The sequence below is a fragment of the Aminicella lysinilytica genome, assembly GCF_004362975.1.
GTDB lineage: Bacteria > Bacillota > Clostridia > Peptostreptococcales > Anaerovoracaceae > Aminicella > Aminicella lysinilytica.
In genome coordinates, this window is record NZ_SNXO01000080.1 from 1 (window position 1) to 1621 (window position 1621).

General features: G+C 37.1%; 1 protein-coding gene. It reads left to right on the forward strand.

What is annotated here, in order from left to right; all coding sequences use genetic code 11:
• Window positions 1–1197, forward strand: a 1197-nt coding sequence (locus tag EV211_RS10540; protein ID WP_330564685.1) for an IS110 family RNA-guided transposase, incomplete at its 5' end; no start/stop codon positions are given.
• Between the last annotated feature and the right edge of the window lie 424 nt (window positions 1198–1621).

Below are 1621 nucleotides of genomic sequence, written 5' to 3' on the forward strand. Positions count from 1 at the left end.
ATTCGTGTATTTACCTGTAAAATATTATTTGATAAGAATAATAAGGTAACAGGGATTACCGCATACAATAGGAGGCCACATATGAATAGTATAGTTTACGTAGGAATGGATGTCCATAAGGAAAGTTACACGTTATGTTGTTATTGCTATGATACCGATAGGGTTGAATATAAGCAGACAATACCATCAGATTATAAGTTGATTCTTAAATATATGGAGTCGATGAGAAAGGTATACGGAGAAGATGTTACTTTTGTTTGTGGTTATGAAGCAGGGTGCTTGGGATATTCCCTTTATCATCAATTAAGGGAGCATGGAGTTGATTGTAAGATTCTAGCCCCAACAACAATGGCGATTACCAATACAAGTCATGTAAAGACAGATAAGAGAGATGCAGCAAACATTGCTAGATGTCTTGCATTCCATACATATAGTGGAGTTTATGTGCCTGATGACGAGGATAATTCTGTGAAGGAATATATTCGTATGAGAGATGATCAGAAACTTATGCTTAAGAAAATCAAGCAGCAGATTCTTGCATTTGTTCTTCGTCAAGGTAAAAAATTTGAAGGAGGAAAGACATACTGGACAATTGTTCACATGAAATGGCTTAAATCTATTGAACTAAAAGGATTAGATAAGGAAACGCTTTCTGAATATCTTGTAACTTATGAGTATTTAACAGAAAAGATAGAGAGACTCGACAATAGAATTGAGGAACTTGCGTCTGGAGAAAGATACAAAGAAAAAGTCAAAAATATGGGCTGCTTCTTGGGAGTAAAAACACATACTGCACTGTCTATGGTTGTAGAGATTGGTGATTTTAATAGATTTGAAAAAGCACCAAAATTTTCTAGCTTTTTAGGATTGGTTCCAAGCGAAGATTCAAGTGGAGATAAGGTGAATCGATTTAGTATAACAAAAGCAGGTAATAGTCATTTAAGGCGACTTATGGTTGAAGCTGCACAAAGTTATACCAGAGGAAATATTGGTCATAAATCAATAGCATTAAAGCAAAGACAACAAGGGTGTTCACCAGAAGTAATAGCATATGCGGATAAGGCGAATGAAAGGCTACGTAGAAGATTCTATAAAATGACTTTAAACAAAGGAGTCAACAGGAATAAAGCTACTACAGCAATAGCACGAGAATTAGCATGCTTTATGTGGGGGATGGCAACTGGAAAAATAGGATAGATATAACATTCATCTAGTTCAGTCAAGGCTTCTGCGCACCGCATTGCGGCAAGGCCTATGACAAAACCATCTGAATGTAATGAATTATAATTAAGCAGAGGTAACTGATAATATCAGCTTACATCTGCACGACAACACTAACACTGGATGCAGAGGCAGAGCCTTGGAACACTCTAAGGTTCGAATTATTTGCGACGCACCTCTGTTGACATTATATTTATATATTTTGATTCACGCTAGGAGACTGCAAGATTCACGGCGGACCATTGACCTGTTGGTAACCAATCCACGTATAACAGAGTGGCCAAGGCCGGGGACTGTTAGTCTGAGGTTCTACCTCTACACCCAGTGTTAAAATTTAATGAAAGGAAAAGTTTGTGGTGATTTTTGCAATTTACACTTGACAAAGGTCACTTCATAACAG